The sequence below is a fragment of the Acinetobacter sp. SwsAc4 genome, assembly GCF_013391535.1.
Classification (GTDB): Bacteria; Pseudomonadota; Gammaproteobacteria; order Pseudomonadales; family Moraxellaceae; genus Acinetobacter.
The window spans coordinates 44,209-70,999 of record NZ_JACAXC010000004.1; the positions used below are offsets into that span (position 1 = coordinate 44,209).

Consider the following 26,791-nt stretch of genomic DNA (forward strand, 5'->3'; position numbering starts at 1 on the left):
TAACGATTAAAATTGGCGAAAAACATCACACTTGCCAATGTTTATCATCATTGCACTGCCAGTTAAATTGAGTACACTCGAAGCACAATGATTTTAATTTAAGGCAATACAAGGAACAGCTATGAGCGAGGCCTATATTATTGATGCCATTCGCACACCACGCGGAAAAGGAAAAAAAGACGGCTCATTACATGAAGTAAAACCAATTACTTTACTCACAACATTATTGAATGAATTACAACAACGCCATCAACTCGACACATCTAAAGTCGATGATATCGTTCTCGGTTGTGTGACACCGATTGGTGATCAAGGTGGGGATATTGCCAAAACTGCTGCGATTGCCGCAGGTTGGAATGATGATGTCGCTGGCGTACAAATCAACCGTTTCTGTGCTTCTGGTTTAGAAGCGGTGAACTTGGCAGCACAAAAAGTTCGTTCAGGCTGGGAAGATGTTGTGGTTGCGGGTGGTGTAGAATCAATGTCACGTATCCCGATGGGTTCTGATGGTGGTCCATGGGCGCTTGATCCAGAAACCAATTTGAAATCGTCTTTTGTCCCACAAGGTGTGGGTGCTGACCTGATTGCGACTTTAGATGGTTATAGCCGTGCAGATGTGGATGCTTTCGCAGTTGGTTCACAACAAAAGGCTGCTGCTGCTCAAGCAAATGGTTATTTCGATAAATCCGTTGTGCCTGTGAAAGATCATTCAGGTGTGATGATTTTAGAAAAAGATGAATTTATCAAGGGCAATACCACCGTTGAAAGTTTAGCAAAACTGAATGCTAGCTTTGAAATGATGGGTCAAATGGGCTTTGATGCGGTCGCATTACAGAAGTATCCTGAAGCACAAAAAATTAATCATGTTCATCATGCAGGCAACTCATCAGGGATCGTTGATGGTGCTGCGGTGGTGTTATTGGCTTCTGAGAAAGCAGTTAAAGAGCAAGGCTTAAAACCTCGTGCCAAAGTGCTGGCAACCGCATTGGTCGGCACAGATCCAACCATTATGTTGACTGGTCCTGCCCCTGCTGCACGTAAAGCATTAGAAAAAGCAGGCTTGAACATCGACGATATTGATTTATTTGAAGTGAATGAAGCTTTTGCTGCCGTGGTAATGCGTTTTATTACAGAACTGAAAGTTCCTGCTGAGAAAGTCAACGTCAATGGTGGTGCGATTGCGATGGGACATCCATTAGGGGCAACTGGTGCCATGATTCTAGGAACTTTGTTAGATGAATTAGAGCGTCAAGGTAAAAAACGTGGTCTAGCAACATTATGTGTCGGTGGTGGTATGGGGATTGCCACCATCATTGAGTTGGTATAAAAACTGGCTGCATTGATCTTGCCACGTTGGAAACACTTTCAAAAATGCTCATTTACACCTCGTAAACTGCGCTTTTTTCAAATATTTCCGCCTCGCAAGCGCTGCTTCGCCAGCGTTTTTAAGAAATAAATTTAGGACGATGATGTATGAGCGCTATTAAATACGAAAAAAACGCTGACAATATTGTAATTCTTACCCTTGATTCATCGGGTCAATCTGCAAATACCATGAATGCAGAGTTCCGTGATGCTTTAGATGAAGTCAGTCAAAAACTGAAAGCTGAAACTGATCTGCAAGGCATTATTTTCCGCTCAGCTAAGAAAACCTTCTTTGCTGGTGGTGACTTAGATGAGCTGATTCAGGTACAACCTGAACATGCCACTGAATTTTTCAAGATGATTGAAAAACTCAAAGGTGACTTACGTACAATCGAAACTTTAGGTGTGCCTGTTGTTGCCGCATTAAATGGTACGGCGCTTGGCGGTGGCTGGGAAATCGCTTTAGGTTGTCATTATCGTATTGCGATCAATGATCCAAAAACTAAATTTGGTTTACCTGAAGTGACTTTAGGTCTACTTCCTGGTGGCGGTGGTATCGTGCGTATGGTGCGTCTGCTCGGCTTACAAAATGCATTTCCTTTTCTTATGGAAGGTAAGCAATTTGGTGTCGATAAAGCAAAATCTCTCGGCTTGGTACATGACACCGCCGAGAATGAACAAGAGCTGTTGGAAAAAGCGATTGCTTGGGTGAAAGCTAATCCAAAATCACAGCAACCATTTGATGTGAAAGGCTACAAAATCCCTGGTGGTGATCCTAAAACGCCTGCGGTTGCACAAGTGCTTGCAATTGCCCCTGCCATGCTACGTGACAAAACCAAAGGTTGCTACCCTGCACCTGAAGCAATCATGGCTGCCGCAGTTGAAGGTGCGCAAGTCGATGTAGATACCGCGCTTCGTATTGAATCACGTTACTTTACACAACTGACAGTAGGTCAGATTTCCAAGAACATGATCGGTACATTCTGGCATGGTCTAAATGCAATTAAATCAGGTGCGAGTCGTCCTGCTGAAATTGCTAAATGGCAAGCGAAGAAAGTCGGTGTTTTAGGTGCAGGTATGATGGGTGCAGGGATTGCCTACTCAACCGCAATCAAAGGCATTCCTGTCGTACTCAAAGACGTATCTGTAGAAAATGCTGAGAAAGGCAAAGCTTACTCGCAAAAGCTACTTGATAAACGTGTTTCACAGGGTCGTATGTCAGCGGAAAAACGCGATCAAGTGTTAGCACTGATTACAGCAACAGCCGATGCGGCAGACTTGCAGGGCTGTGATTTAATCATCGAAGCTGTGTTTGAAAATCAGGAACTCAAAGCTAAGGTGACTCAAGAAGCTGAACAGTATTTAGCTGAAGGTGGAATCTTTGCATCGAATACGTCTACCTTACCAATCACAGGTCTAGCAACAGCAAGTAAAGATGCCAAAAACTTTATTGGCTTACATTTCTTTAGCCCTGTCGACAAAATGCAATTGGTCGAAATCATCAAAGGCAAAGAAACTTCTGCTGAAACATTGGCGAAGGCTTATGACTTTGTACAACAAATTGCTAAAACGCCAATTGTGGTGAATGATAGCCGTGGTTTCTTTACCAGTCGTGTCTTTGGTACATTCATTCAGGAAGGTATGCGCCTACTTGCTGAGGGCGTGCATCCAGCGAAAATCGAAATGGCAGCGCTCAAAGCAGGTATGCCTGTGGGGCCTCTTGCGATTCAGGATGAGGTTTCTTTGACTCTGACTGAACATGTTGCGAGTGAAACCCGTAAAGCCTTACAGGCTGAGGGTAAGGAATTACCAAAAACTCCTGTAGATGAAGTGGTTCACACCATGATTCACGAGCTGAATCGTAAAGGTAAGGCAGCGGGTGCAGGCTTCTATGAATATCCCGAAAATGGCAAAAAACATTTGTGGGATGGACTCAGCCGCTGGACGAAAGCCAATGATATTTCCGAACAAGATATGATTGATCGTTTCTTGTTTGTTCAGGCACTCGATACTTTACGCTGCTATGAGGAAGGCGTTCTAGAATCAGTCATTGATGCCAATGTCGGCTCGATTTTTGGAATCGGTTTCGCACCGTGGACAGGAGGAGCGATTCAATTCCTCAATCAAAACGGCGTTAAGCAATCTCTACAGCGCTCAGAAAAATTAGCTTCTAAATATGGCGAACGCTTTATAGCACCTGCATTACTTAGAAAACATGCTGAATCAGGTGAAGTATTTAAATAGTATGACGCTTCTAAACTAAGCTGTTTGTATGTCCTCCCTCTTTGATCAAAGGGGGAGGAATATTTATTTTAGATCTTTAAAAAGTAAGGTTTAACCTAAGAACCAAACTCTTTGAGGCACAGGTCGTTCCACAACTTGCTCAGGTTGTTCTACCACAACTGGCACTTTCACGAGATTAAAAGATCGTGTGAGATGATTCACATGGCTTTGCAACTCAGTATCATCTATTGTTTTAGCATAATCAATGAGATGCTGTGCATATTCTTGATTTTCCACCATATAAAGCACATCAACCACACGCCCCGTTACCCGTCTTAAACGTACATAAAACTGCGTAACAGCTGCAAAAATATCCGTATCCGTTGAATCCAAAATCATTCTTTTCTCCATCACATTTTGTTTTTCATCAATATTATTATGATCTTCAAAATAGATAATTAGCCTTTAAAAAGGCTCAATTTCTTATCTACCTTGAAAGAATCTGTGTTCATTGTATTGAATACTATGACTATTTTAACAATCCGATCCTGTAATCCATATTGGACAAAAGTCGATTTTTGATTTGCTTATTAACATCTGCACACGGAGTGAATTATACTTTTATGCTATAAGGCTATTTATTTTCTCTCTTTAGGAAAAATCCTATGTCTGAAAAACTCTGTCCAGAAACCTCACCTTGGGGTTGGAAAGCACTCATTATCACCTGTATTTTAAGTTTTCTTTTTATGGTGATTTTTTACTTGGCGATGAACAACGAACCAGACTATATGCCAATGAATCAGAAGAAAGCAGCAGCTCAATCTGAAATGTCAGAGTCATCGATGACAACAGAAACAATGCATGCGGAGCATGAACATCATCACTAAAATATTATTGTCGATCATGATGAATCCGTGTTAAACAGGGATTTATCATGTTATTCGAGATTTTCAATGCTTCACCAAAATCGTCAGGCACTGGTTGTTGAAGGTGGTGGAATGCGTGGTGCATTTACCAGCGGTGTCTTAGATGCATTTTTACAGCAACAATTTAATCCTTTTGACCTATGTGTTGGTGTTTCTTCTGGTTCAACCAATGTCGCAAATTACTTGGCTGCTCAGCAAGGCCGTACTCTACAAATCTATTTAGATCATTCCCTTCGCTCTGAATTTATCCATTACGGTCGCTTCTTTAAAGGCGGTGATTTATTGGATTTAAAATGGATGTGGGATGTAGTTGAAAAAGAATATCCTTTAAATCAGACACATCTATTTGAAAATCACCCTGAATTTTATATGGTGCTCACCCATGCGATTTCAGGTGAAGCCACTTATATCAGAGCATCTAAAGACAATATTTTAGATGGATTAAGAGCATCTAGTTCTATCCCTGTCCTCACACGTCAAGCCGTTGACGTATTTGGTGAGCCATACTTTGATGGCGGCGTTGCGGATGCCCTCCCAATACATTGGGCTGCTCAGCAACATGATGTTTCGAAACTTATGGTATTGCGAACACGACCAAAGAATTATTATAAAGCTAGCAGCAAAGGTGATCAGTTGCTTGCTAAATATGTGTTTAAACAAAAACGTGGTTTTGCACAAAGCTTGCTCAACAGAACTCAACGTTACAATGATTCGGTGCAATTTGTTCGCTCAGCGTCAAAACAACAAATTCTTGAAGTTTGCCCCCCTGATCTAAAAAACATGGCAGGTCGACTTTCTAAAAATAAAGCAAAAATCCGCTATAGCTACGATGTCGGGATCGAAACAGGCTTAAAAGCGATTGAGGATTGGAAGCGCCTCTGAGGCTGCACGGTCAAATCTTGAATGAATCATGATTGAATAATTTGGTTATTTCTATCCCCAATTATTCAATCATTTATGCTTTTTTCTATTTTTAATATCTACAATGCGATTTTTTTAACTGACTTTTGCAGACCTCTTACGCATTGAATCCAATACAAAATATAAATAAATTCCCCAAAGTAATTTTAAAACCATATAATATTTAAGGCTTTATTAGTTTTATTGATTAATGCTGCAACCTTAAAATTTTAATTTTTGGAATTTATTATGAGCAATCAACCATCACCACAAAAAAACTCAAATGAAGAAACGGTATTAGGATGGAAGTTTGTCATTATTGTGGGCGTATTAAGTACCATATTTCTCAGCTTTTTTTATTTAGCAATGTCTCAAGAACCTGATTACATGCCTAGTGCACAACGTAAAGCCCAACAAGAGAAAGAGCTTGCTCAACATGAACATGCTTCTGCTGCATCAGAAGTTATTGAGCATAACCAACAAAAGTAGCATCAAAATATGAGCTTATATCATCTTGATCACGATCCGTTGAGTAAGGCCTCTCAACACGATTTTCATTTATAAAGTATTTAGATTCATCGTCATTTCAATGTGCGAAATTCCGCACTCATCATATGGATTACCTTGTACAGTAAAACCTAGCTTTTCATAGAATGAGATCGCATGGACTTGAGAGGATAATGTCAATACTGATAGACCTTGCTTTTGAGCATAACTAATAATTTCTAGCATAATCATTTGTCCAAGACCTTACCCCCGATAGACTTTAACAACAGCCACTCGCCCTACACTGTGGTTCTGCAACAAACGCGCTGTGGCAATCGGCTGATCTTGATCATAGATTACAAAATGCTGAGAAATCACATCTTGATCATCCCACTCATCTGCTTCGGTGATGCCTTGTTCACAAATAAAAACCTGCGTTCGGATCAATTTAGCATCTTGCTGTAATTGATCCCAACATCCGTGTTTGACCTGATACATACAATCCCCAGACTCGATTAACATTTGCAGCCAATATTTTCGACTGGCATCTGATCCTGCAATAATAATTCTAGGCTTTGTTTTTCAATGCCATACATGGCTTTTAAGGCTTGGATTTGTTGCATAATTTTTGGATCAGGCTGTTGAAGTGCTTTACGTTTCGTCGCCAAAATCATTTTATTTTTACTGGTATGTTCTAAGGCAACAAACTCGAATACTTTGGTTTCATAACCATATGCTTTCAGTAATAAGGCACGTAGGGTATCCGTCAACATTTCAGCCTGTTGCCCCGCATGAATACCAAATTGCAGCATCGGCTGTAATACTTCTGGGCTATGTAATTGTGGGCGAAGTTCTTTATGACAACATGGCGCACACATAATCATTGAAGCATTCAGACGAATACCCGTATGAATCGCAAAATCGGTGGCAATATCACAGGCATGTAAAGCAATCATCACGTCCAATTTCTCAGGTTGATAACTACGTACATCACCTTCAAAGAAATCAAGATGATTGAAACCTACCTGATCAGCTACATTCTGACAAAACTCGACTAAGTTGGAACGCAATTCCACTCCTGTGATCAATGGTGTTTTTTGTTGCGACTGTAAATAATCATACAATGCAAAAGTTAAATAACCTTTACCTGAACCAAAATCAACGATATTTAATTGCTGTTGCGAAGCGTCAATCTGTTCATAGGCATTTGAAAAGATTTCAATAAATTTATTAATCTGCTTCCACTTACGTGCCATGCTTGGAATGATCTGTCCTTTTTCATCGGTAATACCGAGATGCTTTAAAAACGTGCTTTGCTGTTGTACATAACGTTGTTTTTCACGGTTATGCTGTTCCACCTTCACTGCTGAAGCCTGTTTTTTCTGGATATTCAGCATGGCTTTCTTTTTATTTTTTTTCAGTTGCATATCCTGATCCAGCGTAAAAAGATTTGCCTGTTTAGACTGCGCCAATAAGTCTGCTATTTTCTCCAGCCCCTCAGCAATTGCATAGTTTTTGGTGATGTCCTGAGTGGTGTGGTGATACAGGCAAGACAAGGTTGCCTGCCCCTGCAACTCAATCATGCGAAAAGTCATTTTTTCCAGATCTGCCAGATCACCCTTGTACTGACTGAGAATCAGCCGTTCAAAGTTTTTATTTTCAATAGATTGCTGGATATCCAAGAAAAACTGCTGTTCCTGTTCAAAAGAAAATTTCGGCGCAAACATAGTGAAAACCTGACAAATAGAAACTAAATTCTAAAGCGTCTTACTTTAAAAGGGAAATTGCATTACGATACAGTTGTATTTTTATTCAGATGAGCTATAAATGGCTTCAACCTCTCCACTCGATTATGATCCACAGGAAGAACTGATCAATGCCTATAGTCATGGCCTGGGTGCAGTACTGGCATTGATTGCCGCCATTTTTCTGATTGTGAAAGGCTATGGTTTACCTTTGGGACAATGGATCAGCTTATGGGTCTATGGTCTGAGTCTGGTGTTATTGCTCAGCAGCTCCATGTTGTATCACTTTGCTCAGGACGAACGTAAACGTTATTGGTATAAAAAACTGGATCATACCGCCATTTATTATTTAATTGCTGGAACCTACACGCCTTTCCTTAGTATTGGTATTCCAACGGCGAAAGCACATTACCTACTGATCGCCCTCTGGATCATTGCACTGATTGGAACATTGTTTAAGCTGGTGTTTATTCACCGCTTCCAGAAAGTATCACTGGCAGCCTATCTGATCATGGGTTGGCTGGCCGTTCTGGTGATGGATGACATGCAACGCTATCTTTCCAGAGATGCAATACAACTTCTGATCGCAGGCGGACTGGCGTATACGGTTGGCACATTGTTTTATGCCTTAAAAAAGGTAAGATATAGCCACGCAATTTGGCATGTTTTTGTGCTATTAGGGGCAGGTTTACACTTTTTAGCGATCTATTGCTATGTATTATAAATCCATGCATCGCAGGCAGCTTGCTGGGTAAATTCCGCATTCAAAAGAAATTTCAGGACAGGTTTTACTGTTTCCTGAATAAATCACATTAAGGTTTTGTATGTCGTCAAACGCTACGACTGTCACCACTGAAGTGGCCAGTAATTCAAAGGTACGGGTATTATTTGCCAGTCTGGTGGGTACTACGATTGAGTTTTTCGACTTTTATATCTACGCCACAGCGGCAGTGCTGATTTTCCCCCATTTATTTTTTCCTGAAAGCAGTGATGGCGCTGCGGTACTCAAATCACTGGCAACCTTTGCCATCGCCTTTATTGCCCGCCCGATTGGTGCGGCGATTTTTGGACATCTGGGTGATCGGATCGGGCGTAAAGCCACACTGGTTGCCGCCCTGCTCACTATGGGAATTTCCACTGTCTGTATCGGGCTGCTTCCAACCTATGCCCAGATTGGCATTGTTGCCCCATTGCTACTTGCCTTATGCCGTTTAGGACAAGGCTTAGGCTTGGGCGGTGAATGGAGTGGCGCGGTTCTACTTGCCACTGAAAATGCCCCAGAGGGTAAACGTGCATGGTATGGCATGTTTCCACAGCTTGGCGCACCGATTGGCTTTATTCTGGCAACAGGTTCATTCCTCCTGCTGAATGCCTTTATGTCTGAACAGGCCTTTATGACATGGGGCTGGCGTATTCCATTTATCTCCAGTGCAATTCTGGTGTTGGTCGGTTTGTATATCCGTTTAAAACTGCATGAAACCCCTGCTTTCCAGAAAGTGTTGAATAAGCAGAAAGAGGTCAATGTCCCTTTCAAAGAAGTTATGACCAGACATTTCCCGATGTTGGTATTGGGCACCATTGCCGCAATCTGTACCTTCGTAGTGTTCTATCTCACCACCGTGTTTGCATTGAACTGGGGAACCACTCAACTCGGTTATGCGCGCGGTGATTTTCTTGGCTTACAGTTGATTGCCACGCTATGCTTTGCAGCATTTATTCCACTGTCTGCGATTTTTGCAGAGAAGTTTGGCCGTAAAAATACCTCGATTGCTGTCTGCGTACTTTCAGCACTGTTCGGATTATGCTTTGCGCCATTACTAGGTTCAGGCAACCCAATACTGGTGTTCCTGTTCCTCTGTATTGGCCTTTCCATCATGGGACTGACTTATGGCCCGATTGGCACTGTACTTTCTGAAATTTTCCCAACCTCAGTACGCTACACAGGTTCAGCCTTGACATTCAATTTGGCAGGTATTTTTGGTGCGTCTTTTGCCCCTTATATCGCCACCAAACTGGCAGAAAACTATGGTCTGGGTGCCGTTGGTTTATATCTCAGTTTGGCATCCATTCTCTCTTTAATCGCGTTTTTACTGATTCGTGAAACCAAAAATGATGATGTAAATAACCAAATTTAATCATACCTCTTATTCTCGGATGATTTACTTAATTAATCATCCGATAACCATTCATCGGGCAATTTCAAACCTTTTACACTTGGTCTAACAACAACATTCTGCAAAATATTTTTTGTGCTAAAATACCTACCTCCTATTTTTTAGACGACTGTATATATGTACGCAGTGATTATCGTTGCCGTATTTTTAGTCAGCTTCCTATACACTTATTATCGTGGCAAGGAACGATTAAAAGCATCTCGACAATTATTCGACCATTCTACATTCCTAGCCCCAGTTAACATGTTTATGACGGGTTTTTCAAAACTCCCAAACCAACCGTTCTTTGATGTGGCGCAATTCCCAGAACTGAAACCATTACAAGATAACTGGCAAGTGATTCGAGAAGAAGCGATCCAACTTCAAAATCAAATTAAAGCTTCAGAAAAAAATAATGATGCTGGTTTTAATACTTTTTTTAAACGCGGTTGGAAACGCTTTTATCTGAAATGGTATCAAGATAGCCACCCATCAGCACAACAACTCTGCCCTAAAACAGTCGCTCTGTTGGAAAGTATTCCCTCTGTCAAAGCTGCCATGTTTACTGAATTACCATCTGGTAGTTATCTTGGGAAACATCGTGATCCTTATGCGGGCTCTGTTCGCTACCACTTAGGTTTAGTCACACCGAATAGCGATGACTGTTTCATTGAAGTCGATCAGGAGCGTTATTCTTGGAGAGATGGTGAAGCCACTGTTTTTGATGAAACTTATGTTCATTGGGCACATAATCAAACAGATGAAACACGTATTATCTTATTCTGTGATATTGAACGTCCAATGAAATGGGGTTGGGCACAGAAAGTAAATCATTGGTTCGGACGAAACGTAATGTCTGCTGCAAGTTCACCCAATGATGATCAAGATAAAACTGGTTTCATTAATCGCATCTTCAAATATGGCTATGCTGTACACGCCTATGGTCGTGAATTAAAACAACGTAATCGTCGTTTGTACTATGTGTCTAAATGGTTATTATTCGGCATTATTATTGGTCTAATACTTTTACCTAGCTTTTTATAAAAAAAGAGATGCTGAGCATCTCTTTTTTTGACATTAAATATTTATTTGGGTGGATGAGCACTCGCCGTTTGCACTGCCGCTTCACCGATTAAAGCAACTTTTGCTTTCTCTTGGCTTCTTGCTGATAAAGCAGGATTAGATGCAACAATACGATTAATATTGGCAGAGTTTGCAGGTGCAATTGCCGCAGTTTGCAACACGATTGGACGATTACCTGTATCACCTAGAGTATAACGAATACCAGTACGTGGGCTAATCACAGTGGTAACTTCACGTTTAACCTGTGCATCAGCAGTAGTCGCTCCTTTTGCTGCAAGCACTTTATCGACCGTAGTCGTTTGAGGAACGTTGTCTGCAAGTGCAACGCCAGATAATGCAGCACTCGCTAAAATTAAAAGTTGTAATGGCTTTTTCATTGTCTTCCCGCTTTTAATGCGAATCCAATTAAGGAGGATAATTCTCATAATAAAACTACAAAGTTGCTCTAGACACAAGTTACTTCTCGTAAAAAAGCAGAGCAAATGCTCTGCTTTTCATTTGAATACAAACTAAGTCAAAATTTTAAATTTTACCGTGACATTGTTTATATTTTAAACCTGAACCACATGGGCATGGCGCATTACGGCTTTCTGGCACTGGAAATACTGCATTTCCAGATAAGCTACCACTCTCTTCAGAAATCGTCACTTCACCTGTTAAACCATCAACATCATCATGTTCAAAAGAAAGACGCATAGATTCAGCTTGACGTTGTTGCTGAGCTTCTAATTCAGCCAACTCTTCTGCTGTTGGTACGTGAACGCGGGATAGATCAGTTACAACATCTGATTTAATAATACCCAGCATATTCACGAACAAATTAAACGCTTCTTTCTTATACTCTTGCTCAGGATTTTTCTGAGCATAGCCACGTAAATGGATCCCTTGACGTAAATAATCCATCGCTGCTAAATGATCTTTCCAATGACGATCAAGTGAATTCAACATAAAGTGACGTTCGAGCATTGCGGCTGACTCATCACCCATTTGCTCACGGCGTTGACGATAACGTGCAATTACTTCATCAGAAATACGCGCAATCAAACCTTCCTCATCCAAGCGGCGATCTTGATCTAACCACTGCTGTACAGGAAGCTCGATACCTAGATCCGTGCGTAAAGCAGTTTCTAGACCAGGAATATCCCATTGATCATGGATTGATTCAGGTGGAATGAAGTTCGCAATTACCCCTTTCATCACCTCTTTATGCATCTCTTCGATATAATCTTGTAATGTACTTTCTGCCAAAATCTCATCACGTTGTGAGTAAATAATTTTACGTTGTTCATTATTTACATCGTCGTACTTCAATAGATTTTTACGAATATCAAAGTTACGTGCTTCAACTTTGCGCTGCGCATTTTCAATCGAACGACTCACCATTTTGTGCTCAATGGCTTCATTTTCTTGCAAGCCCATTGCACGCATCATCGCAACGACACGATCGCCCGCAAAGATACGCATCAAATCATCTTCAAGTGATAAATAGAAGCGTGATACACCTGGGTCACCTTGACGACCTGCACGACCACGAAGCTGGTTATCAATACGACGAGATTCATGACGTTCCGAACCGATGATATGTAAACCACCAGAATTTAACACATCTTCGTGATCTTTTTCCCATTGTGCTTGTAAATGAGCTTCGTCTTCAGGGGTAGGATTTTCAATTTTGGCAAGTTTTGCTTTCCAGTTACCACCCAGCAAAATATCCGTACCACGACCCGCCATGTTGGTTGCAATCGTGACGGCATTTGTGCTACCTGCTTGCGCAATAATATCTGCTTCACGCTCATGTTGTTTTGCGTTCAAAACTTCATGATGAATCCCTGCTTGCAGCAGTTTTGAAGATAATATTTCACTTGCTTCAATCGTTGCCGTACCAATCAAAATCGGCGCAACACCTTTTTGACGAATATTACTGATCTCTTCAATAATGGCATTGTATTTACCATTACGATTTAAATAAATTAAATCGTTATGATCCTTACGCACCATCGGACGGTGAGTTGGGATAATAACAACATCTAAACCATAGATTTCTTTCATTTCAGCAGCTTCAGTATCAGCTGTACCTGTCATACCTGAAAGCTTTTTATAAAGTCGGAAATAATTTTGGAAAGTCGTGGTTGCCAAAGTTTGGTTTTCTGGTTGAATTTCCATGTTCTCTTTGGCTTCAACTGCTTGGTGCAAACCTTCAGACCAACGACGACCCGGCATAGTACGACCAGTACTTTCATCCACAATAATGACTTCTTCTTTTTGAGTCTGTGGATTTACGCCAATAATATAATGTACGTTCTTTTGATATAAGTAATGCGCGCGAATTGCAGCAGTCACATGGTGAACCAAATTCAAATTGGTCGCTGAGTAAAGACTCTCACCCTCAGCCAACAATCCCATACGAATTAATTCTTGTTCAACAGTCTCGTAACCCACTTCAGTCATTTCAACTGTACGCTGTTTCTCATCTACCCAGAAATGTCCACCATCAGCCACTTTTTCTTCTTTCTGTGGACGTAGTATTGGTGGAATACTATTAATCAACTGATACAAATGAGATGAATCTTCACTTTGTCCAGAAATAATGAGTGGTGTACGTGCTTCATCAATCAGGATTGAGTCAACTTCATCGATGATCGCATAGCTTAAGCCACGTTGTTTTTTCTCTTGTAGAGAAAATACCATGTTGTCACGTAGATAATCGAAACCAAATTCGTTGTTGGTACCGTAAGTAATATCGGCGAAATAAGCTTCAGCTTTTTCGGCTGGCATTTGCATTGAATAAATCACGCCAATGCTAAGACCTAAAAATTCAAATAACGGACGATTCAGCTCAGCATCACGTTGCGCCAAGTAATCATTTACCGTAATCACATGAACACCTTGACCACTCAATGCATTGAGATAGCAAGCCAAAGTACCCATGAGGGTTTTTCCTTCACCTGTACGCATCTCAGCAATTTTACCTTCATGTAAGGTAATACCACCAATGAGCTGCACATCATAGTGACGCATACCCATAACCCGTTTTGCTGCTTCACGGCAGACTGCAAAGGCTTCAGGCATCAATTTATCTAAACTTTCACCGTTGCTAAAACGCTGTCTGAATTCTGGAGTTTTTGCAGAGAGGTCTGCATCGCTAAGAGCAGATATCGTCGGTTCAAGCGCATTAATTTGTTCAACAATTTTACGCATGCGTTTGAGCTCACGCTCATTTTTTGTACCGAAGATACCTCCGATCAGACTTGCCAACATGAATAAACTCTCTAATCCTGTTTGTTTAAATAAGTAATTTTTTCTTAGCTGTTATTATGGAGTCAGAAATAAGAACTACAAGGGCTTTGCATCCAAACAGGTAAAAAAACTGCGAGGCGATTCTGACATCACACAACTAAAGAGCGTTAATGTAGCAAATTTGGATTTAACTTACATCGCTTTGCGTGTGAATTTATGATCAATTTTTTAGCTTCGCTACATTCAATTATCTTAAATTCTCATAACAAAATGAAAAAACAATAATTTTATTTATAAAGTGATTCCTGCATATTAAATACACACATAAAACATCAATAATGTATTGAGGACTAATTAAATGACATTACGTTTAGGTGATATCGCCCCGAATTTCCAACAAGACTCTAGCGACGGTCATATTGATTTTTATCAATTTTTAGGCGACAGCTGGGGCATTTTATTCTCACATCCAGCGGATTTCACCCCAGTTTGTACCACTGAGCTTGGCTTCACCGCTAAACTGAAAGATGAATTTACAAAGCGTGGCGTCAAAGCAATTGCACTCTCAGTCGACGATGTTGAATCGCATAAAAGCTGGATTCAAGATATTAATGAAACACAAAATACTAAGGTCAACTTTCCAATTATTGCGGATAAAGATCGTAAAGTTTCTGAACTATATGGTTTTATCCACCCAAATGCGAGTGAGACCTTAACTGTTCGCTCACTGGTCATTATTGATCCGAATAAAAAAGTCCGCTTGATTATTACTTATCCAGCCTCAACAGGTCGTAACTTTAATGAAGTGTTGCGAGTGGTTGATTCATTACAGCTAACAGATAAACATAAAGTCGCAACACCTGCAAATTGGCAACATGGCGAAGATGTCGTCATTGTACCGTCGTTGAAAGATGAAGAGGAAATTAAACAACGCTTTCCTCAAGGCTATACCGCAGTGAAACCTTATCTACGTTTAACACCACAACCTGAGTGAGGATCAAACGAGAAACGCTCGTTACGAACGCAAGTCGAAACAGCTATGCTGTGAGTTAAAAGATTGAAGCCGACTAAAGGCTTCAAACGCAGCGCAAGACAAACGAAGTGCGTCGTACATGAAACAAACAATACTTTTTACAAACGCAAGTCGAACAGTAAAAAACTATTGAATCTGAATAACAAACTCTATTGCCTATCGACCCGATAGGCTTTTTAAATCGCAAAATAAAAACTTGTTGGTATTTTTTAGTCGATACGTTATAAAAATAATTCTCTTCAAAATAGAATAACAATCACGATGATTTATAACATCCATCATCTCCATTGCGGAAGCTTCTGCCCTGTTTGTGCTCCCCTATTTGGACAGAAAGGCTGGAAAGCACATCTAGTTTGTCATTGCCTACTTATTGAAACTGATCGAGGTCTGGTTTTAATTGATACAGGCTTGGGTACACAGGACTATTTGCACACTGAACAACGTCTAGGTTCATTACTGACTCAATTTGGTTCGATTGTGCCCAATCTCAAATTAAGTGCCATCGAACAAATTCAAAAATTAGGTTTACGCCCTGAAGATGTGCAACATATCTTTGTCACACATCTTGATTTTGATCATGCAGGTGGTATCTCAGATTTTCCTAATGCAACCGTGCATATTTTAGCTTCCGAGTTTAATGCAACACAGACATTAACAGCCAAAGGTAAACTTCGTTATAAAACTGAACAATTTAAACAACATCGTCATTGGAATTTTGCTGAACATACCAATGGTGAAGCTTGGTTTAATTTAAAAAGGGTTCAAGGTCTTCCTTTTTTCCAAGATGAAATATTGATGATTCCATTGATTGGTCATACTGCTGGACATTGTGGTATTGCAATTAAAAAAGCTGAAGGCTGGATTTTATTCTGTGGTGATGCGTATTACACCCATTTAGAACTCAATCCAAAAAACAAATTGAGAGCCTTAGATTTTACTGAACGTTTATTGGCAGAAGATAATCGACAAAGGTTACATAACCTTAAACAGTTACAATATCTGGCTCAACATGAACCGAGTATTGAGTTAATTTGTGCGCATGATCCTGTTGAATTTGATCGTTATCAATAATATGAAAAAAGCGCTTATCACTGTTGTTCTTTTATCAACGCTTAATGTTTCTGGGTGTATGCAGCATTCGAGTTTAGAAAAAGACCAACGTCCTCAAAATTGGGGAACTCTTATTTCTAACACTCATAATTTTTATCAAATTAGTTCAGATGTTTTTCGTAGCGAACAGCCGAGTATTGATTTGATCCCAAGCCTTGAAGCTCATCAAATTAATACGATTATCAATTTGAGAGCTAGAAATGAAGATGCCAAAGTTTTAAAAGATCAGCCTTTTAATCTGGTACACATTCCAATCAATACTTGGGCAATCAATCGTAAAGACTTGTTAGAAGCAATGCGTGTTATTCAAACTGCTAAACAACAAAACCAGAAAATCCTAGTGCATTGCTATCATGGCTCAGATCGAACTGGTGCCACAATTGCGATGTATCGAATTATTTTTGAGCATTGGGCAATTGAAGATGCGGTTAAAGAAATGAAACAAGGAGGATACGGCTATCATATTATTTGGAAAAATATTGACCACCTTTTCACCCCTGAAAATATAAAATGGATTCAACAACAACTTTCGAATCCAGCATCTATTTAGATTGCGAGATGAGTTTTAGATTAAATCCAATTTTTAGAGAGATAGAGCTTAGACGTGTAAGATTTGTTTCTTTAATTTTTGGGTTTTATGCATTTTTTATTGGGCTTTTAAAAAACCTAATTTTATAAGTTGAATGGTAAGTTAAGAAATACGGACTAACGTGAAGAATTGGCAAAAACAGAGTTGCTAAGTAATAGTTTAAAAACTTCAGAATCACCACCATCGCTATCCGTGACCAATAAAAATACCTCACCATCCGATGTCGACTCTAACCATGTAATTCCTTCTACTTTAATAGCAAGAGTTTGTCCTTTCGAATCCTGAATCAGATGTGTATATAAAATTTTTCCCTCAGGCGATAACACCAAAATAAAACTGCCTAGCACCGCGCCATCATCATAAGTATTTAATGTTTGCTCAACCGCAGCAGTGGCAACAATTAGATTTTTCTCCACAAAAAAATAAGCATCAGAAATACCACTTGCTGCCCCTTCAAGCTCTGGTAATGTCAGATTGAATGATTTTTTGAGCGCACATTCTAATGATTTTCCATTTTGAATTTTTATTAAATCAAAGACTAAAACACCATGAAAACGATTGATATTGCCACGTTGAAAAATGTATAAATTGTTTTGATCTGAACAAACTGCTTCTATATTGAGATCAGCGCCACCAGTCAACGCCAAACAATGTTCTAGGAAATCATAATCCGAGGTATCAAGTAAAACATGAACCTGATGATCAGCTGGATTATACAATAATGCTTTTTTTCGATTTTCTGTAGAACCTGAACCCATCACTAGTAACTGAGGTTGTCCGTCAAAGCGAATACAGCTAAGCGCTTCAAAGTCTGGTTTAGTTTTTTTACTAAATACCGTTAGTGTCGTATGCTTAGGCTGTTCAAATAATGGAATTTTTTCAAAATTAGTCGCACGATTGATGTTATTTTTTCGATCGGTTTTGAGTAAGAAACCCACATCATCTCCAACCAAGTAGAGATCATCCCCCACACAAGCCGCGCCAGAAAGTGCACTAACACTCGAATCCTCTGAAAATATAAAGTGTTCTAATATCTTAAAGCCGCTACTCATCTTGTACTCACTGCCCGCAGAAATAGAACACTTGTAACAAGGTCAAAACCAGACGCTTTCCAGCTTTGATCTAGTCGTTTATCTTTTGTTATCGCTGATCAAGTGGAACCCAATCAATCACCCACGCTGATTTCATATTTAAACTTTCATCAGAGGTAATTTTTTTACGTGCTGCATCTGCAACATCTCGGTCCTTCGATGGTCCAACCATGATACGAATTCCTTTTGAAGTCGGGCTTGTTGTAACCTTATAACCTTTGGCACGCAATTTAGATACAACTGCATCTGCATTGGCTTGGTTAGCAGCCAATGCCACTTGTACCATCCACTTTTTATCTCCATTTTCCATGAGATCACGAGCCTTTTCAGCTTCGGCTTTTTTCTCAGCATCAGCTTTACGCTTTTTCTCGTCAGCCGATTTTTTCTCAGCTTCAGCTTTACGCTTCTCTTCAGCTGCTTTTTTCTCAGCTTCGGCTTTACGTTTATCTTCGGCAACTTTCTTGTCTGCCTCAACTTTACGCTTTTCTTCTAACGCTTTTTTATCAGCGTCAGCTTTACGCTTATCTTCCTCAGCCTTTTTTTCAGCTTCTGCCTTACGCTTCTCTTCTGCCAACTTTTTTTCGGCTTCAGCCTTGCGCTTGTCTTCCGCTAACTTTTTATCAGTATCATTTTTCTGCTGATCTGTTTTTTGCTGTTCTAATTTTTTCTTTTCATCTAATTTATTTTTTTCTTCGGTTGCTCGTTGTGTCTTAGCTTTATCATCTTCGCCAAGCTCTGGCGGAATGTTATCAGAGCTTTCCTGTTCGGCTGTACGGCGTGCATTAATTGCAGCGTATTCTTCGGCTGCTTTACGCGCAGCAGCAGCTTCAGCTTCTTGTTGCATTTTTAGAAAATCAGCTGCACGTGCTTCTTGTTCAGCAACGGCTTTCTCACGAGAACGGCGTTGTTCTTCAAGCAATCTTTTTTCTGTCTCAACATCTACCGCTAATGGTTGTAATGAAACCATTTCACCTTCTTGGGTCGATTGAGCTGTTTGAGTTTTAGGTTCTGTTTTAGGAATTGGGTGTGTAATTGCCGTTTGCGTTTTGTCATGCCCTATTTCGTCATTACCTTTAAGGAGTAATGCTGCCAATAAAACACCTCCACCCAATAGAACAACGCCTCCCATCCAGCGTTGTTTGTTATTCATTGACATTGTTCTAAATACTCCCAAACCGCTTCTAAGGTATGAAACGATCCACAGACTAAAATCAGCTGATTGTTATTACTTTGCTTCAGCACATCTTCAAAGGCTTGCTGGATATTACCGTACTCATATACCTGTTGACCTTGTAATGCATCATGTAATTGATGCAATGGGGCTGCTCTAGGTACATTTAAACTAGCAATAAACCAATCTTTTACTGTTGTTTTTAGTAAATCGGTGACAGACGAGATATCTTTATCTGCCAACATTGAAAATACTGCGACAACATCTGTGTACTGTTTATTGTATTTTAAGAATTTTCGCAATTGATTCAATAAAAATTCGACGCCATGTGGATTATGTCCAGCATCAAAAATCACTGTTTTGTCTTGAATTTGCCGTATTTCAAAACGACCTTGCAAACGTGCTTGCTGAATACCTGTTGCAATCGCTGCCTGAGAGACCTCAATACCACTCACCAGTACCGCTGCAACAGCAGTCGAAATATTATCGAATGCAAGCTGACCGATTGGCAGTTTTAGCGTTGTGCCAGAGGATGCAAATGACCAAGTTTGACCATCGTCATTAAGTTGATAAAAATAATCTCGATTCAGCGCATATAGATCTGCTTGAGTTTCAGCTACTTTATCTTGAATCGCTTGGGGTAATTGTTGTTGACCCGCAAATACCACTGGAATATTCGGACGAATAATCCCTGCTTTCTCAAAGGCGATTTTTTCTATCGTGTCACCTAACCATTCGACATGATCTAAACCAATATTGGTAATCACGGCAATATCAGGATCAATCACATTCACGACATCCAGACGACCACCTAAGCCAACCTCAAGTACCCATACATCACATTGTTTTAGTTTAAAAATAAGAAAAGCAGCCAAAGTGGTTGCTTCAAAAAAGGACAATGATAAACCACATTCTCGGCGGGCTTGGTCAACCAACACAAAGGCATCAACTAAGCTTTGATCATCAACTTCAATCCCAGCAAGTTTTACCCGCTCATTAAAACGATAAATATGCGGTGATTGATATAAACCAACTTTATAACCTTGTGCATTTAAAATTGCAGCGAGTGTCGTTGTTGTTGAGCCTTTACCATTCGTTCCTGCCACAGTAAAAACTTTTGCTTGAGGTTGCATAACTCCCAGTTTTTCAGCAACGGGAATTACGCGCTCTAAACCTAAATCAATGCCTGTAACATGAACATGGCCCCAATAATCGAGCCATGTTGTTAATGTATCTGTAGAATGTGGTGCGTCCAGTTTCAAGGTAAATTCATCAGTTTAGCTACGAGTCGATATACAGTATCACGTAATGCATGACGATGAACAATTTGATCGACCACACCATGATCAAGCAAATATTCTGCACGTTGGAACGGTTCTTCCAATTTCTCGCGAACTGTTTGTTCAATGACGCGTTTACCTGCAAAACCAATCATCGCTTTCGGTTCGGCAATATGTACATCACCTAACATCGCTAATGAAGCTGTTACACCTCCATAGACGGGATGAGTCAATACAACGAGGTATGGAACACGAGCTTCTTTCATTTTTTGAATCGCAGCCGAAGTGCGTGCCATTTGCATTAAAGACAACATGCCTTCTTGCATACGAGCACCGCCTGAAGCAGCAAAACAAATTAACGGTTGATGTAGTTGAATTGCTCGTTCTGCCGCTTGGATAAAACGATCACCAACAACGGTCCCCATTGAACCACCCATAAAATCGAACTCAAATGCACAAGCCACCAAGTCCAAACCTTTTAATGAACCTTGCATTACAACTAACGCTTCTGTTTCACCAGTTTTATCTTGTGCTTCACGCATACGCTCTGGATAAGGTCTGCTATCCACAAACTTCAATGGATCTTTCGCACTAAATTCTTGACCTAACTCTGCATTGACTTGATCAAAGAACCAATTCAAACGATCACGTGCCCGCATACGCAAATGCTCATCGCATTGTGGGCATACGTAGGCATTAAATGACATTGCCGTACGTGTTACTAAGGCATGACATTCAGGACATTCAATGGTTGGTTCCGTAAATGTTGCTTTGAATGTTTGTTGTTCATTCACAACTTGAATACCAGGCACTTGACGCTCTGTCCAAGGCGTTGATGGGCTCAGAACCTTCCCTGCTGTTAACTCTTGACTCATACTAACTCATCGAGCGCGGCTCGAAGCTCCTTCACTTTATTCAGCGTCTGTTGCACAGCTTCGTCTGCTGGCAATGTCGCAAAAGATTTAACGAAAGCACTTCCTACGATTACGGCATCAGCAACTTGACCCATTGCTTTTGCAGAAGCTGCATCACTAATCCCAAAACCAACTCCAACAGGAACGTTAGTCATGCTCTTAATTTTCGCAATACGAGCTGCTGCTTCAGAGGTATCTAGTGTTGCTGCACCTGTCACACCTTTTAACGACACATAGTAAACAAAGCCACTGGCTTGATTTACAACATGCTGAATACGTTTATCAGTTGATGTTGGTGCGAGTAAGAAAATTTGATCCATCTCATTTTGTTTTAAGACATCGCCAAATTGCTTTGATTCTTCAGGGGGTAAGTCCACCAAAAGTACACCATCAACACCACAATCTTTCGCATAAGCCACAAACTTTTCATAACCAATCACTTCAACAGGATTTAAATACCCCATTAAAACAACGGGTGTCGTTTGATCTTTTTCGCGAAATTCTTTCACCATATTCAAAGCATCGAGTGTGCTCGATCCACCTGCTAAAGCACGTTCAGCAGCTAAGGCAATCACTGGACCATCCGCCATTGGGTCTGAGAATGGCAAACCCAACTCAACTACATCAACGCCTGCTTCAACCATTTGATGAAGCAATGGAACCGTGACTTGTGGATGCGGATCTCCTGCCATAACATAAGAAACAAGCGCTTTACGGTGCTGAGATTTAAGCTGTTCAAAACGAGTGGCAAGACGTGACATAGGATTATGCTTTCCTTGATTTATATAAATTGAGGAGTTGTTTGTAGTCATACAATAACACTGCATTGTAACGCTATTTTTTGTTCATTGAACAGAGTTTGACGTGATTGCAGCAGTGAATGTTGCTACTTACAACTGCCCTGCTACATTTATCTATATTTTCAGCTTTTTCTCAATGATCAAAGCTTCCTAATTTTAGCTTCATCGAGGCTGATTTTAGAAATGAGCTCAGCTCCTTTATACTACTCGCAATTTTTAAGTTTTCTTTTTATTTTTATGTCTTCCCACACTCAGGAAAAAGTACAAAGCAATGCCCTTGCTTTGCTACCACTATTGGTATTTTTGATCATCTTTCTCGGGAGTGGTCTCTATCATTCAATGATCGGGACAGAATTTGCATTCTATCAAGTCAAAGCACCTATTGCCGCGATTCCAGCTGTTATTCTGGCATTACTACTTTATAAACAGAAACTCAATACGGCAATTGAGGAATTCCTACAAGGTGCTAGTCATCCAAATTTAATTTTAATGTTTATGGTATTTATGTTGGCAGGTGCTTTTGCCAGTGTCTCCAGTGCCATAGGCAGTGTCGATGCGACAGTACAATTGGGACTTTCGCTGATTTCGCCTGAATTTGTGTTACCCATGTTATTTATTATTGCGGCATTTATTGCAACAGCCATGGGAACGTCTATGGGCACCATCGCAGCTTGTGCACCAATTGCATTCGGTTTTTCGCAAGCAACAGAGATAGCACCTCTCTATGCCATAGGTGCAGTGGTGGGAGGCGCTATGTTTGGTGATAATTTATCTATGATTTCGGATACAACGATCGCTGCCACACGTAGCCAAAATGTTGAACTTCGAGATAAATTTAGGGTGAATGTCTGGATTGCCTTTCCTGCCGCAATCATTACATTAATGCTTTATGTAATGATGAGTCACCAAACAGATTCCATTCCATCAAAACCTTATGATTTATTGCTTATTTTGCCTTATTTAGCTGTTTTTTTTCTTGCCTTTACACGCTTGCATGTACTTGCTGTATTAATGATTGGTGTTATTTTGTCAGGTGTGATTGGTCTGATTGAAAAACCTGAATTTGATTTATTAAAACTCAATAACTCAATTTACGATGGCTTTGTTGGCATGTTTGAGGTGGCATTACTTTCCATGTTGCTAGGTGGTTTGTCTACCCTGATGCAAAAAGAAGGCGGTTTGCAATGGCTTATTCAACGTATTTATACGATTACACGTCTATTCAAATTTGGCAAACAGCGTGCAGGTGAATTAGGCATGAGTTTTCTGGTCATATTCTCAAATTTATTTGTCGCCAATAATACCGTTGCGATTATTTTATCAGGAGATATGGCACGTGAAGTAGCGAAAGAATATGGTGTTGACCCTAAGCGAAGTGCAGCTTTACTTGATATTTTTTCTTGCGTAATCCAAGGGATTATTCCCTACGGTGCTCAATTACTGCTTGCTTGTTCAATTGCCAAACTCTCGCCAGTTGAACTAATTGGCAATATCTACTATTGCTGGATTCTTGCAGTGTGCGCAATCCTAGCAATTGTTTTTAATTATCCACGTTTAAAAACACGCTAAAAACAATCCATAAATCTCTTTAGCTTGCTTTAAAGTTAAAGAGATTTCAAAAACTGCTTGGGTGTAATTCCTGTCCAACGCTTAAACGCCCGCCCAAACGCACTTTGATCAGCATAATTTAAACGTTCCGCAATTTCTGACAATGATTTGCCCTGTTGCAAATACAGTTTACTTTGTTCCAAACGGTACTGATCTAAAATATTTTGAAAATTAAGCTGATAGGTTTTGAGTTGGCGTTGTAATGTTCGTTCTGAACAATGTAAACGCTTAGCAACATAACTGAGCAGTAGTTCTTCTTGTTGTAAAAGTCGTTGTTCAATATGCGTTTGTATTTTTTGACGGAACTGTTGTTGCTGAATCTCAAAAGAAGCAATGCTATTCAGTGATTGCTGAGCTTGAGTCGAGAGTACATGGTTTAATTGTTGGTCTGCAGCGATGCTTTTTGCTTTTAAAATTTGATTTGAAAAGCAAATTGCATATTGTCCAGCTTGAATTTGGATCGGACAACCATAAAATTTTTCAAAATGATATAAAGCTGTATGTGGTGCGTAACCAAATTGAATCATCTGTGGTGGAATGAGGGCATCTTGTACAATAGACTGAGAAATTTTAAAGATCAGCGCCAGATTTAGCTCATACATTTCCCGATAATCACTATAGGATGCTCCCCAAACAATTTGAATATAATCAGAAAACTGCTGAACATTCAGTTGTTCTAAATTGGTCTGTTTAAAAACCAAAGAATAATAACGTTGTAAAAGCTGTAACGCTTGTTGCAGATCTAAACTGGTTGAAGCCAAATAACCCATTAAACCCAAATCTTGCAAATTGGCATGTTCAGCCAATACTAATGTAATCGGTCGAGGGAAATAAGCTTGTGCAGATTGCAAAAGCAACGCATAACGTTCGACATCAAAATCATGCTCATCTGGATTTTGCAAGCAAGTATGAAAAGCTTGCCAAAGCTCAGGCGCAACAACTTTAGACAAATCAATTTGTTCTTGTTGCAAAACACGATTAAATAATCGTAGGTATCCAATAATAATTTTAACTGACATATCCCGATCTCATCCTGACCTGTCGTTATTTGTATAAAACTTGGCTGTAACTGTCAAAACATTTCATCGGACTTTTTCCATACTGAGTTCATGAAGAAAAGACAAGGAATAGCAAAAAATGAATGCACATGTTTCCTATCAAGTTGAGCCAGTTGTTAGAACAAAACTAGATTTTCATTTAGATCAAGCACCACGTTTTTGGTTTGGTGGTGATCCATTTCGTACTCGTATGTTTGATGCATTAAGCCTGACTTTTCCTGATGGTGAGCGCTATTTTATTGAATGTGTGCGTTTATTCCGCGACAAAATTAATGATCCTGACTTGCAAGAACGTGTGGCTGATTTTATCCGTCAGGAAGCACAGCATGGTATTGCACATGACAAAATGAATCAGATCATGAAAGAGCAAGGCATGCCTGTAGATCAATTCACTGCACGTTTGAAAAAGATTTTTAGATTTGAATTAAAAAACCGTTCGGCTCAATACAACATTGCCATGACCGCAGCTGCAGAGCATTTAACTGCGTTAATGGCAGATACTTTTTATAGTAAAAAAGAGACTTTAGCGGAGGCAGATCCATTTGTTCGTGCGCTATTCGCTTGGCATGCGATTGAAGAAATGGAACATCGTGATGTTGCTTTTGATGTGATGAAGCAAGTCGGTGATGTACCAGAAGCAACTCGACGTTTTGCACTGCTCTTTACCACAGTGATGATGTTTGGTTTTACTTTGTATCGTACAGATGTAATGCTAAAAACTGATGGTTTTAATTTGAGACAACGGTTTGATATGGCACGTAAAGGTTTACCGTGGTTCTTCGGTCGTAACGGTATTTTGACTGCAAAAAGATCTCAATATAATGACTGGTTTAAAAAGGATTTCCATCCAAATCAACATCCTGTTATTCGCCAATATGATGTTTGGGTTGATACTTTAGCGAAGACCAATGATCCAATTGCTGCGGGTGAAGCATTCTGGCAAGCAGGGCTTTAATTCACGTATCAAAAGAATCCCCTTTGAATTTAGGGGATTCTTTCTGTCATTATCACCACTTCGCATAATGCTGTTCTAACAACCCATATTCTTGATTTAACATCACCAGTTCAACATTTTCATGTTCAATCGTACCGCAGACTTTCGCTTGCCATTGATTAAACTGGCTGCCAATCAAGCGTAGGTTAATATTCTCAAAACGACACCAACCCGTTTCAACTAGCAAATTTAATCGCTCATCTAAAGAACGAATTGACCAACAATTTTCATTTTGTTGCTCAAATAAAATATCAGTGAGTGGATATAAACGACCATCAACCCACAATGCATTTTCATTACCAAAACTTTCATTGACACCTGATGCGAGATTCAAGCCAATGCGGCGATCATTTGCATCACGGAACTGACAAGACAACCAAAACCAAGCAGTTTCAGGTCGTAAAAAACCACAGGTATCATCGAGTGCAGCAAGACTATACGCATTGAACTCGATCTGCTGTTGATCTGGGCTAATGAAAAAGCCTTCTACTGCCAAAGTGGTTTGTTTTTGCGTATATGTCCAGCCATTGATCCCAGTTGGGCTACATAAACTTAAAGCATCCGTACCTGCACAAAAAATACGCGCTTTCAGTTGTACTTCGCCATGTTTGGTCACTTGGATATAACGCACACCATTGGCGTGTTGCATATCAAATTGATAAGCAGATTTTTTAAAATAGCTTTGACTAAATAAAGGTTGTTCATCAAGTTGGGTTTTCAACGCTAATGGCTGAATCGCATTCCATTCGATTACTTTTTTAGAAAGATGATCATAAACATAGAAAAAGCCATGCCCTGCCCATGATAGATCGACAATCGCAATACCAATGCTGTAATGCTCATGTTGTAAACCACAGAATTTAAATTTTTTATATTTCAGCTGCTTGCGCCAGCCTTTTAGTACTTGGCCATAAGGCGTTTTATAAATATAGTCATCCAAATTGATCTGTGAAGGTATCTGATCAAAACGCCCATAACGAGGCTGGCCATTTTTCTGTATCAATTTCACAAGATTTCCCCAACTC

24 protein-coding genes and 1 pseudogene are annotated in these 26,791 nt (G+C 40.0%); 13 read left to right on the plus strand and 12 right to left on the minus strand.

Translation table 11 applies throughout. The annotated features are described in order from the left end of the window. The first annotated feature begins 121 nt into the window (after positions 1-121). Together HYG88_RS03650 and HYG88_RS03655 are read left to right on the plus strand one after the other, a co-directional pair. On the plus strand, positions 122-1,327 hold the full coding sequence (locus HYG88_RS03650; RefSeq protein WP_178882607.1) for an acetyl-CoA C-acetyltransferase: 1,206 nt from the start codon (positions 122-124) through the stop codon (positions 1,325-1,327). 146 nt (positions 1,328-1,473) lie between these two features. Further along, positions 1,474-3,609, plus strand: a complete 2,136-nt coding sequence (locus tag HYG88_RS03655; protein ID WP_178882608.1) for a 3-hydroxyacyl-CoA dehydrogenase NAD-binding domain-containing protein — start codon at positions 1,474-1,476, stop codon at positions 3,607-3,609. A 90-nt stretch (positions 3,610-3,699) separates the two neighbouring features. Here the strand turns inward: HYG88_RS03655 and HYG88_RS03660 are convergent, their stop codons facing one another. Then, positions 3,700-3,987: a hypothetical protein gene (locus tag HYG88_RS03660; protein ID WP_005162108.1), complete on the minus strand. Its 288-nt coding sequence runs from the start codon at positions 3,985-3,987 to the stop codon at positions 3,700-3,702. Positions 3,988-4,253: 266 nt separating this feature from the next. On the opposite strand from HYG88_RS03660, the gene HYG88_RS03665 reads away from it, so the two are divergent. From HYG88_RS03665 to HYG88_RS03675, 3 genes are all read left to right on the plus strand, one after another. Beyond that, on the plus strand, positions 4,254-4,475 hold the full coding sequence (locus tag HYG88_RS03665; RefSeq protein WP_004664735.1) for a hypothetical protein: 222 nt from the start codon (positions 4,254-4,256) through the stop codon (positions 4,473-4,475). Positions 4,476-4,541: 66 nt separating this feature from the next. Beyond that, positions 4,542-5,396: a patatin family protein gene (locus HYG88_RS03670; protein ID WP_005162111.1), complete on the plus strand. Its 855-nt coding sequence runs from the start codon at positions 4,542-4,544 to the stop codon at positions 5,394-5,396. A 267-nt stretch (positions 5,397-5,663) separates the two neighbouring features. Further along, positions 5,664-5,903, plus strand: coding sequence for a hypothetical protein (locus tag HYG88_RS03675; protein WP_005162113.1), 240 nt, complete (start codon positions 5,664-5,666; stop codon positions 5,901-5,903). 69 nt (positions 5,904-5,972) lie between these two features. On the opposite strand, the pseudogene HYG88_RS03680 reads toward HYG88_RS03675, so the two are convergent. After that, positions 5,973-6,398 (minus strand): annotated as a pseudogene (locus HYG88_RS03680) (GNAT family N-acetyltransferase). Between the two features lie 17 nt (positions 6,399-6,415). Continuing rightward, positions 6,416-7,627 (minus strand): SAM-dependent methyltransferase, encoded by a 1,212-nt coding sequence (locus HYG88_RS03685; RefSeq protein ID WP_005162120.1) that lies wholly within the window; start codon positions 7,625-7,627, stop codon positions 6,416-6,418. 100 nt (positions 7,628-7,727) lie between these two features. Here HYG88_RS03685 and HYG88_RS03690 point away from each other — a divergent pair, with 100 nt between their 5' ends. The 3 genes from HYG88_RS03690 to lpxO all read left to right on the plus strand — a co-directional run bounded on the left by HYG88_RS03690 (position 7,728) and on the right by lpxO (position 10,842). Continuing rightward, entirely contained in the window at positions 7,728-8,369 is a 642-nt protein-coding gene (locus HYG88_RS03690) for a hemolysin III family protein (RefSeq protein WP_005162123.1), read from the plus strand. Between the two features lie 100 nt (positions 8,370-8,469). Then, a complete protein-coding gene (locus HYG88_RS03695) occupies positions 8,470-9,780 on the plus strand; it encodes an MFS transporter (RefSeq protein WP_005162126.1) in 1,311 nt (436 codons plus the stop codon). Positions 9,781-9,936: 156 nt separating this feature from the next. Continuing rightward, the gene (gene lpxO / locus HYG88_RS03700; protein ID WP_005162128.1) at positions 9,937-10,842 is read left to right on the plus strand and encodes a lipid A hydroxylase LpxO; all 906 of its coding nucleotides are present in this window, start codon (positions 9,937-9,939) and stop codon (positions 10,840-10,842) included. A 41-nt stretch (positions 10,843-10,883) separates the two neighbouring features. On the opposite strand, the gene HYG88_RS03705 is transcribed toward lpxO, so the two are convergent. Both HYG88_RS03705 and secA read right to left on the minus strand, forming a co-directional pair. Continuing rightward, complete coding sequence (locus HYG88_RS03705; protein ID WP_005162130.1) at positions 10,884-11,258, minus strand: hypothetical protein; 375 nt, start codon at positions 11,256-11,258, stop codon at positions 10,884-10,886. A 145-nt stretch (positions 11,259-11,403) separates the two neighbouring features. Further along, on the minus strand, positions 11,404-14,139 hold the full coding sequence (gene secA / locus HYG88_RS03710; protein WP_178882609.1) for a preprotein translocase subunit SecA: 2,736 nt from the start codon (positions 14,137-14,139) through the stop codon (positions 11,404-11,406). Between the two features lie 337 nt (positions 14,140-14,476). Here secA and HYG88_RS03715 point away from each other — a divergent pair, with 337 nt between their 5' ends. The 3 genes from HYG88_RS03715 (at position 14,477) to HYG88_RS03725 (ending at position 16,811) form a co-directional block, all read left to right on the plus strand. Beyond that, the gene (locus tag HYG88_RS03715; RefSeq protein ID WP_178882610.1) at positions 14,477-15,112 is read left to right on the plus strand and encodes a peroxiredoxin; all 636 of its coding nucleotides are present in this window, start codon (positions 14,477-14,479) and stop codon (positions 15,110-15,112) included. A 300-nt stretch (positions 15,113-15,412) separates the two neighbouring features. After that, entirely contained in the window at positions 15,413-16,222 is an 810-nt protein-coding gene (locus HYG88_RS03720; protein WP_005162136.1) for an MBL fold metallo-hydrolase, read from the plus strand. Position 16,223: 1 nt separating this feature from the next. Further along, complete coding sequence (locus HYG88_RS03725) at positions 16,224-16,811, plus strand: dual specificity protein phosphatase family protein (protein WP_005162137.1); 588 nt, start codon at positions 16,224-16,226, stop codon at positions 16,809-16,811. A 155-nt stretch (positions 16,812-16,966) separates the two neighbouring features. On the opposite strand, the gene HYG88_RS03730 is transcribed toward HYG88_RS03725, so the two are convergent. The 5 genes from HYG88_RS03730 to trpA all read right to left on the minus strand — a co-directional run bounded on the left by HYG88_RS03730 (position 16,967) and on the right by trpA (position 22,067). Then, positions 16,967-17,902 carry a hypothetical protein gene (locus HYG88_RS03730; protein WP_005162139.1) on the minus strand — a complete coding sequence of 312 codons (936 nt, stop codon included), beginning with the start codon at positions 17,900-17,902 and terminating at the stop codon, positions 16,967-16,969. Positions 17,903-17,990: 88 nt separating this feature from the next. Further along, positions 17,991-19,097, minus strand: coding sequence for an SPOR domain-containing protein (locus HYG88_RS03735; RefSeq protein WP_005162141.1), 1,107 nt, complete (start codon positions 19,095-19,097; stop codon positions 17,991-17,993). Then, positions 19,088-20,374 (minus strand): bifunctional tetrahydrofolate synthase/dihydrofolate synthase, encoded by a 1,287-nt coding sequence (gene folC / locus HYG88_RS03740; RefSeq protein ID WP_178882611.1) that lies wholly within the window; start codon positions 20,372-20,374, stop codon positions 19,088-19,090. Before folC ends, HYG88_RS03735 begins: the two co-directional genes overlap by 10 nt. Then, positions 20,371-21,267, minus strand: coding sequence for an acetyl-CoA carboxylase, carboxyltransferase subunit beta (gene accD / locus HYG88_RS03745; RefSeq protein WP_005162146.1), 897 nt, complete (start codon positions 21,265-21,267; stop codon positions 20,371-20,373). The genes folC and accD overlap by 4 nt, the downstream gene beginning before the upstream one ends. Further along, positions 21,264-22,067, minus strand: a complete 804-nt coding sequence (gene trpA / locus HYG88_RS03750; protein WP_005162149.1) for a tryptophan synthase subunit alpha — start codon at positions 22,065-22,067, stop codon at positions 21,264-21,266. The genes accD and trpA overlap by 4 nt, the downstream gene beginning before the upstream one ends. Before the next feature lie 276 nt (positions 22,068-22,343). Between trpA and HYG88_RS03755 the strand changes: the two genes are divergently transcribed. Next, on the plus strand, positions 22,344-23,675 hold the full coding sequence (locus HYG88_RS03755; RefSeq protein ID WP_034602863.1) for a Na+/H+ antiporter NhaC family protein: 1,332 nt from the start codon (positions 22,344-22,346) through the stop codon (positions 23,673-23,675). 35 nt (positions 23,676-23,710) lie between these two features. On the opposite strand, the gene HYG88_RS03760 is transcribed toward HYG88_RS03755, so the two are convergent. Further along, positions 23,711-24,733 carry an AraC family transcriptional regulator gene (locus HYG88_RS03760; RefSeq protein WP_005162152.1) on the minus strand — a complete coding sequence of 341 codons (1,023 nt, stop codon included), beginning with the start codon at positions 24,731-24,733 and terminating at the stop codon, positions 23,711-23,713. 118 nt (positions 24,734-24,851) lie between these two features. Between HYG88_RS03760 and HYG88_RS03765 the strand changes: the two genes are divergently transcribed. Then, positions 24,852-25,727 (plus strand): metal-dependent hydrolase, encoded by an 876-nt coding sequence (locus tag HYG88_RS03765; RefSeq protein WP_178882612.1) that lies wholly within the window; start codon positions 24,852-24,854, stop codon positions 25,725-25,727. A gap of 52 nt (positions 25,728-25,779) precedes the next feature. On the opposite strand, the gene HYG88_RS03770 is transcribed toward HYG88_RS03765, so the two are convergent. After that, complete coding sequence (locus tag HYG88_RS03770) at positions 25,780-26,775, minus strand: DUF2804 domain-containing protein (RefSeq protein ID WP_178882613.1); 996 nt, start codon at positions 26,773-26,775, stop codon at positions 25,780-25,782. Positions 26,776-26,791 lie beyond the last annotated feature (16 nt).